Source organism: Actinomycetota bacterium, assembly GCA_036280995.1.
Lineage (GTDB): Bacteria > Actinomycetota > CALGFH01 > CALGFH01 > CALGFH01 > CALGFH01.
In genome coordinates, this window is the sequence record DASUPQ010000392.1 from 1 (window position 1) to 7,891 (window position 7,891).

Sequence of the window (7,891 nt, forward strand, 5' to 3'; positions counted from 1 at the left end):
CACCGGGTTGCTGTCCTTCATCACCACCACCGTGGCCGGGTTGACGCCCAACAGCTCCTCCAGCATCCGGTTCTGGTCGTTGAGCATGTTGGCGTCCGCCTGGTCGGCGCCCTCGGTCGCCACCAGCCCGGCCATGAGCACCACCGCGTCGGCCTCCTTGGCCGCGTCCTTGGCCTCTTTCAGGTTGGAAAGGTCGTCGGCGATGGTCACCTTGGTCACTGTCGCCGGCGAGCCGAGGTCCCGCAACACGTCCCGCATGCCGTCCAGCGGCGGCACGGTGTACAACGGGATCACCTTGGACGAGCCGCCTCCGCCCAGGCAGGCCTCGTCGACGAACTTGGACTGGCCGATGATGACGATGGAACCGGCGCCGGGGTCGAGCGGCAGCAACCCGCCTTCGTTCTTGAGCAGGACGGCGATCTGCGAGCCGATGGTCCGGGAGACAGCGCCGTGGGCCTGGGCGTCGATCTCGCCGGGATCGTAGGGGCGCTCGAACTGTCCGAACCGGAACATCTGGGTGTAGCGGCGGACCAGGGCACGGTCCACGGTCTCGATCTCCAGGCTGGTGTCCTGGAGGGCGGCCTTGACGTTCGACTCGTTGAGCCACTTGGCGTCCGGCATCTCATGGTCCATGCCGGCGTTGAGTGACGGGGCAGCGGAGCGGCACGACCAGAAGTCGGATTGGACGTATCCGTCGAAGCCCCACTCGGTCCGCAGGATGTCGGTCAGTGTGTGCCGGTACTCGGTGGCGTACACGCCCCGTATCCGGTTGTAGGCACTCATGAACGCGGCGATCTCGGCGTCCTTGACCAGCATCTCGAACGGCAGCAGATAGAGCTCTCGCAGGACGTGCTCATCCACCTCAACGCTGGCCCGGAACCGCTCGTACTCCTGGTCGTTGACCACATAGTGCTTGCCCATGGCGATCACGTCGTGCGCCTGGATCGCCTTGGCCACCGCGACCCCCATCACCCCGGTCAGGTAGGGGTCCTCGGAGAAGTACTCGAAGTTGCGACCGGCGATGGTGGTCCGGTGCAGGCACACGCCGGGGCCCTCCAGCACGTGCTGGCCCAGCGTCGCCGTCTCCGAACCGATGATGTCACCGTAGGCCTGGGCCAGGTCGGGGTCGAACCCGGCGGCCAGGCCGATGGTCATCGGCAGGGAGGTGGCCGGCGGGCTCGGGGTGCCGTCGCCCATGCCGACGCCCACCGGCCCGTTGGTGATCCGGAACCGGGGGATCCCCAGCTCGTCGATCGCCTTCACGTGCCGCTCGATCTGGATCTGGGCGGCAAGCTGGTCCATGTCCGTCCCGGACTCCGCCGCCTGCGCGGCGATGGCGTAGATGTCGATGGTCTCCATGGCGCCGTGCAGCTGGGCGGCCTTCTGCTCCAAGGTCATGGCCGCAACGAGCTTGGTGGCCCGCTCACGGGGAGGGAGGGACGTGTCCTGCCAGGCGGACGTGGTTCCGGACAAGGCGGATCTCCTTCAGTGGCGTGGCCGTATTCGCCCAATATAAGAGAGTCGTGACGCCACCTTCGCGACGTGACGAGCCACCGGCTCGAGGTCAGCGTCGTCGTGGTAAGGCGTCCAGCCAGCAGACGCGGACTGGACCCACCGGAACCAGGAGCTGAATAGGGCCGACCACTGGGGCCGGGGGTCCGCTCGCCCCCTTGCCGCGGCACCCGGCGATCACATCCAGCAGGGGCAGATAGTGCTCAGGCGTCGGCACAGCGAGAGCTGCATCGGATCCGAGGCGCTCATAGCCGATGAGCGGTTACGGGGATGCGGCGCTCGCGAGCCCAGCCTTGACCAGTGCGGCCTGGACGATGATGTCGACGCAGGTGTCCAGGTCCATGGTCCCCGTGTTGACCATCAGGTCGTAGCGCTCCGTCTCCCGGGGGTCCCAACCGTAGAACTCGATCGACATGTCGGCGCGGACCTGGTCCTCCCGCTTCTGACGCTTCGCGGCCCGTTCGATGTCGATTCCGCTGTCCTTCGCGGCTCGTTCGATCCGCTGCCTGAGGGGACCGTCCAGCTTGACGTGGAGCGCCGCCGGCCAGTTCGCCAGGATCAACGCCCCGTTGCGTCCGATGATGACGCCGCCCTGACGTGCGTCCTCCACGACCTTGCGGGTGTTCTCCATGGCGAGGTCGTACTTGTCTTGCTGGGCCATGGCGACGGATCCGCCCTCGATCCCGAGGTACTGGCCGCCCATGGCGCTGAAGACCTGGGAGAGCAGCCCTTCGCTCTCACGCTCGACCATGGCGTTCTCGATCTCCTCGGACGAGAACGCCTGCGGGTGGAAGGGCACGTCCAGCGCCTGCGCCACCCGGGGCCCGATGTAGCTCGCGCCCGACCCGTACGACTCGAACAGGGTCACCACGGGCTTGGACGAACGCTCCGGGGTGGGTGTGGTGTCGGACATCACAACCTCCTTGACGTCACCGTTCTATGACCGCTTCGGCTGCCCGAGCTGGTCGGCGTGGGCGAGCACGGCCGCCACCAGGTCGCCGTCGTCGGCGAGGGCCGGGTCGAGGGCCGCCAACCCGCGGGGCACCGCCTCGGGGAGGGGGCCGGCGGCGAGCGGGACCACCTGGTCGGCGCGGGCGTCGGTGACCGCCGCGCCGACACCCCGCAGGTGGCACACCCAGGCGGCGAGGGCGCGGGCCGCGCCCTCGGGCAGCCGGCCGGCGGCCCGCTCCCGCCGCAGGGCCGGCAGGATGCGGACCGGCAGCTTCTGGGAGCCGTCGGCGGCGATCTGGTCCAGCCGGTGGTGCATCCTTGGGTTGGCGAACCGGTCCAGGAGGGCGGCGCGGTAGGCCGCGACGTCGGCTGCCGGCAGGCTCAGGTGCCGGGACGCCTCCGACCACCACTCCTCCAGCCAGGCCCGGCAGGTCTCGTCGGCCACCGCCTCGGCCACCGTCTGGTGTCCCCGGGCGGATCCGGCGTAGGCCAGCAACGAGTGACCGCCGTTGAGCAGCCACAGCTTGCGCTGCTCGTAGGGTTGGATGTCGTCGGTGAAGGTGGCGCCCGCGTCCTCCCAGCGCGGCCGGCCGCCGGGGAACGGGCCGCTGAGCACCCACTCGCTGAACGGCTCGGTGGCGACCGGGGCGCGGTCGTCCAGGCCGGTGGCCGCCTTGACCGTGTGGAGGTCCTCCTGGGTGGTTTTCGGCGTGATCCGGTCGACCATGGTGGTGGCGAAGGCGATCGACCCGGCGAGCCAGCCGGCGAGGCCGGGATCGACCATCTCGGCCAGGTCGCGGACCACCCGGGCCACCACGGCACCGTTGTCCGGCAGGTTGTCGCACGGGACCAGGGTGAGTGGCCCCGCCTCGGCGCGCCGCCGGGCGGCGCAGCCGGCGACCAGCCGGGCCGGGGCGGTGCGCACCAGGGCGGTGAGGTCGTGGCGGAGCGTCTCGACGTCGGCCTGGACCTGGGGGCGGTCGCGATCGAGGCCGCCGTCGGCGCCGCGGACGTAGCCGGCCTCGGTGACGGTGATGGTGACCGCGCGGACGTCCGGGGAGGCCAGATAGCCCAGCCAGGCCTCGTAGTCGGCTGCCGGGTGGGTCCGGGAGAGGCTGCTCAGCACGTCGAACCTGTCCCCGTCGGCGGCCCGGGTGACCAGCGTGTAAAGGCCTTCCTGGGCGTTGAGGGCGTCGGCCAGCTCGGCCGAGCGGCCGGTGAACGCGGCGATGCCCCAGTCTCCGGCGTCGGGGGCCCGGTCGGTGTACCAGGCCTGGTGGGCGCGGAAGAAGTTGCCGAGCCCGAGGTGGACCAGCCGGGCCGGCGCCGCGGGCCGGCCGTGGCCGGCGGCGCGGGACAGCTCCCCGGCGGCCGTCTGGGCGCCGCTCACAGCTTGAACACCTCCCGCGGCCGCCCGGTGACCAGGTCGAGCGCCGTCTCGGCGGCCTCGTCCTCGTCGAGCCGGTGCTCGGCCACCAGCTGCGCCAGCCAGCCCGCGTCGATGCGGCGGGACATGTCGTGGCGGGCCGGGATCGAGCAGAACGCCCGGGTGTCGTCGACGAACCCGGAGGTCCGCGAGAAGCCCACGGTCTCGGTGACCGCGGCTCGGAACCGCCGGGTCGCGTCGGGAGCGTCCAGGAACCACCACGGCACGCCGACGTACATCGTCGGGTAGAAGCCGGCGAGCGGGGCGAGCTCGCGCGAGAAGACCGTCTCGTCGAGGGTGAACACGACGAGGTGGAGGTTGGGGTGGGTGCCGTAGCGTTCCAGCAGCGGGCGCAGGGCGTCGGTGAACTCGACGCGGATGGGGATGTCGTTGCCGGTGTCCGCCCCGAACTTCGCGGTGGTGGGCCCATGGTGGCCGCGGCGCACGCCCGGGTGCAGGGTCATGACCAGCCCGTCGTCACAGGACATGCGGGCCATCTCCAGCAGCAGGTGCCGGCGCAGCGCCGTCGCCTCGGGCTCGGTCGCCTCCCCGGCCAGCGCGGCCCGGTAGATCCGGCCGGCCTCGGCCGGCTCCAGCGGGTCGGTGCGGACGTCGACGTGGCTGTGGTCGGCGGAGACGGCGCCGTGGGCGACGAAGTGCCGTCGCCGCGCCTCCAGCGCCCGCGCGAAGCCGGCATAGTCCCCGGTGTCGAGGTCGGCCACCTCGGCCAGCCGGGTCACCGCGTCCGGCCACCCGGGCTGGCCCGGCTCCAGGTAGCGGTCGGGCCGGAACGTCGGAATGACCCGCCCGGTGAAGGTCGGGTCGGCGGCGAGGGCGGCGTGCGCGGACAGGTCGTCGCAGGGGTCGTCGGTGGTGGCCAGCACCTGGATGCGGAACCGGTCATACAGCGCCCGCGGCCGGTAGCCGTCCTTGGCCAGCCGGTCGGCCACCTGGTCGTAGATGGCGTCGGCCGTCTGGGCGGAGGGCCGCAGGGAGATCTCGAAGATCTCGGCCAGCTCCGCCTCCAGCCAGTACCGTACGGGCGTGCCGAGGTAGACGTCCCAGTGCGAGCAGAGCAGCCGCCACACCTCCCGCGCCTCGGCCTCGGCGAGCTGGCCGCGGCCCACGCCGAGGGCGTCCAGCGGGACCCCGCTGGCGTGCAGCAGCCGGGTCACGTAGTGGTCGGGCGTCACCAGCAGGCTCGCCGGGTCGGCGAAGGGCTCGTCGTCGAGCAGCAGCCGCGGGTCGACGTGGCCGTGGGGGGACAGGATGGGGAGGTCGCGCACGACCTCGTAGAGCCGCCGCGCGATCGCCCGGACCCCGGGCTCCGGGGGAAGCAACCGGTCCGGGTGGAGCCGGAGGGCGGGCGCAGCGGTGGTCATGGGCCTATGGTGGGCGCGCCGACCCGGCATGACAACCGGTTGCCAGTTGTTGCCGAATCGGCATTGCCTGCGGCCGTCGATCCGAGCAGGCTGGAGGGTGCCGGTCCGGACCGCTGGAGGTGGAGATGACACAGACGCGGCCGGAGACGCGACCGGCCCCGCCCGTCGCGCAGATCGGTGAACCCGAAGGGGTGCTCACCGATGAGCAGGTCAGGGCATTCGTCCTCGAGCAGCTCGGGGCGGCCGACCTGGACGGTCGCAGCGTGTGCGTGGTCGTGCCGGACGGCACCCGCAGCTGCCCGATGCCGCTGCTGCTGGGTGCGGTGCACGAGGCGCTCCACGGCCGGGTCACGCGGCTGACGGTGCTGGTCGCCCTGGGCACCCACGCGAGGATGGGGGAGACCGAGCTGGCCAGGCACCTGGGCTATCCGGCCGGCGCGTTCGCCGAGCGCTACCCGGGTGCCACCGTCCGCAACCACGAGTGGTGGGACCCGGCGGCCTTCGCCTCGGTCGGCACCATCGGCGCCGACCGGATCGCCGAGCTCTCCGAGGGCCGCTTCCACCAGTCGGTCGACGTGCGGCTGAACCGGGCCGTCGTCGAGCACGACGTGGCCCTGGTCGTGGGCCCGGTGTTCCCGCACGAGGTCGTCGGCTTCTCCGGCGGCAACAAGTACTTCTTCCCCGGGGTCTCCAGCCAGGAGGTCATCAACCTGTCGCACTGGCTGGGGGCGCTGATCACCAGCGCCGAGATCATTGGGACCCGCGGCACCACCCCGGTCCGGGCGCTGATCGACGAGGCCGTGTCGCTGGTGCCCGGGGACAAGCTGGCCTTCTGCGTGGTGGTCAAGTCGGGGTCGAAGGCGTTGCACTCGGCGGCGTTCGGCGAGCCCCTGGCCGCCTGGGCGGCGGCTGCCGACGTCGCCGCCGAGACCCACGTCCGCTACCTCGACGCCCCGGTGCGCCGGGTGCTGTCGATCATCCCGGCCATGTACCACGACATGTGGACCGCGGCCAAGGGCTTCTACAAGGTCGAGCCGGTCGTCGCCGACGGCGGCCAGGTCGTGCTGTATGCCCCCCACGTCCGCGAGATCAGCTCCACCCACCCGGAGGTCAAGGAGGTCGGCTACCACTGCCGGGACTACTTCGTGAAGCAGTGGGACCGCTTCAAGATCGTCCCCTGGGGTGTGCTGGCCCACTCCACCCACCTGCGCGGCGCCGGCACCTACGACGAGGCCACCGGCATCGAGCACGGCCGGGTCACGGTCACCCTGGCCACCGGCATCCCCGAGGAGCAGGTCCGGGCGGTGAACCTGGACTACCTGGACCCGGCCGAGGTCGACCCCGACGCCTGGACGGCCGACCCGGACACGCTGGTGGTCCCCCGGGCCGGGGAGGACCTTTTCCGGCTGCGCTGAGCGGTCGAGTCCCGCACGACCAGCCGCACCGGCAGCACGCCGGGCTGCCCCGCCCGGGGTTGTGTACCGCCCAGCTCAGCGAGCAGCTGGCGGACACCCGCGGCCCCGAGCGCGCGGAGCGGCGCCGCCACGGTGGTCAGCGCCGGGGTGCAGAAGTCGGAGCCGAAGATGTTGTCGAACCCAATCACGCTCACTTGTCTGGGAACATGCACCCGGGCGCGCCGCAGCCCGTGCATCAGGCCGATCGCCATCAGGTCGTTGTAGGCGACCACCGCGGTGGTCGGGCGCTGGCGCAGGTCGTCGACCGCGGCCAGGCCACCGGCGACGGTCGGTGGGTAGGGGCCGAGGCGGCGCACCCGCAGGTCGAGCTCGAGGCCGGCCTCCCGCAGTGAACACCACCGCATCCCGTCGGCCCACGACGCCTCGGGCCCGGCCAGGTAGGCGATCGTGTCGTGGCCCAGCGCCCCGAGGTGCTGGGCGGCGTGGCGCATCCCCCTCCGGTTGTCGGTCACGACGCTGGGGAGGCCGGCGACGACGCGGTTGAGGACCACCGTGGGACGCTGCTTGGCCGCCATCAGGATCGCGGAGTCCGGGATGCGTGGCCCTCCCAGCACGAGCCCCTCGACCGCGGGCACCGCCCGGTCGATGGCCTCGCGCTCCAGCCGGCCCGACTCCCGGAAGTCGGCCAGCAGCAGGGTGTAGCCGGCCTCGGCGGCGGCGTCCTCCGCTCCCCGGGTGATGTCGAAGTAGACGGGGTTGGTCACGTCCGGGATCACCAGCGCGACCATCGAGCTGCGCCCGGTCGACAGCGCCCGCGCCGGCGGGTTGGTGCGGTAGCCGAGGCCGGTGGCCACGGCACGGACACGCTCGGCGGTCTCGGCGTTCACCCGACCCGGCCGGGAGAAGGTCCGCGACACCGTCGACGGGGCGACGCCGGCCTCCCGGGCCACGTCGTAGATGGTGGGGGCCGATCCGGCCCGCCGACGGCGTGCCTTTTCGGTCACGGGCGCCTCCCGAGGGCGTCGGCTATGCGCCAAATGCTACGCGGTGCGACAACACCTGGCAACCGCTTGCCACCCCTGCGCCGCCGTGGCTTACTAAGGCGGGGGTCGGCCAGCCGGGCTCCGGCGGGCGACCACCCGGCATCCGAGCCAGGGACGTCCAGAGGAGGACCGGCATGCTCCGACCCCAGGACAGCGCCACTC

At 72.0% G+C, this 7,891-nt stretch carries 6 protein-coding genes; 1 reads left to right on the plus strand and 5 read right to left on the minus strand.

What is annotated here, in order from left to right:
- The 4 genes from VF468_13065 to uxaC all read right to left on the minus strand — a co-directional run.
- On the minus strand, positions 1–1,473 hold a 1,473-nt coding region (locus VF468_13065), incomplete at its 3' end, for a glycoside hydrolase family 3 N-terminal domain-containing protein (GenBank protein ID HEX5879225.1).
- A gap of 301 nt (positions 1,474–1,774) precedes the next feature.
- Positions 1,775–2,425: a cytidylate kinase-like family protein gene (locus VF468_13070; protein ID HEX5879226.1), complete on the minus strand. Its 651-nt coding sequence runs from the start codon at positions 2,423–2,425 to the stop codon at positions 1,775–1,777.
- Between the two features lie 24 nt (positions 2,426–2,449).
- On the minus strand, positions 2,450–3,853 hold the full coding sequence (locus VF468_13075; protein HEX5879227.1) for a mannitol dehydrogenase family protein: 1,404 nt from the start codon (positions 3,851–3,853) through the stop codon (positions 2,450–2,452).
- The gene (uxaC, locus tag VF468_13080; protein HEX5879228.1) at positions 3,850–5,271 is read right to left on the minus strand and encodes a glucuronate isomerase; all 1,422 of its coding nucleotides are present in this window, start codon (positions 5,269–5,271) and stop codon (positions 3,850–3,852) included. Before uxaC ends, VF468_13075 begins: the two co-directional genes overlap by 4 nt.
- A gap of 125 nt (positions 5,272–5,396) precedes the next feature.
- Here uxaC and VF468_13085 point away from each other — a divergent pair, with 125 nt between their 5' ends.
- Positions 5,397–6,686: a lactate racemase domain-containing protein gene (locus tag VF468_13085; GenBank protein HEX5879229.1), complete on the plus strand. Its 1,290-nt coding sequence runs from the start codon at positions 5,397–5,399 to the stop codon at positions 6,684–6,686.
- On the opposite strand, the gene VF468_13090 is transcribed toward VF468_13085, so the two are convergent.
- Positions 6,587–7,690 carry a LacI family DNA-binding transcriptional regulator gene (locus tag VF468_13090; GenBank protein ID HEX5879230.1) on the minus strand — a complete coding sequence of 368 codons (1,104 nt, stop codon included), beginning with the start codon at positions 7,688–7,690 and terminating at the stop codon, positions 6,587–6,589. The genes VF468_13085 and VF468_13090 overlap by 100 nt on opposite strands.
- Positions 7,691–7,891: the final 201 nt, after the last annotated feature.

Excerpts from the sequence above, each read along its gene's own strand:
- VF468_13070 (HEX5879226.1), bottom strand. The coding sequence starts at position 2,425 with ATGTCCGACACCACACCCACCCCGGAGCGTTCGTCCAAGCCCGTGGTG.
- uxaC (HEX5879228.1), bottom strand. The coding sequence starts at position 5,271 with ATGACCACCGCTGCGCCCGCCCTCCGGCTCCACCCGGACCGGTTGCTT.
- VF468_13085 (HEX5879229.1), top strand. The coding sequence starts at position 5,397 with ATGACACAGACGCGGCCGGAGACGCGACCGGCCCCGCCCGTCGCGCAG.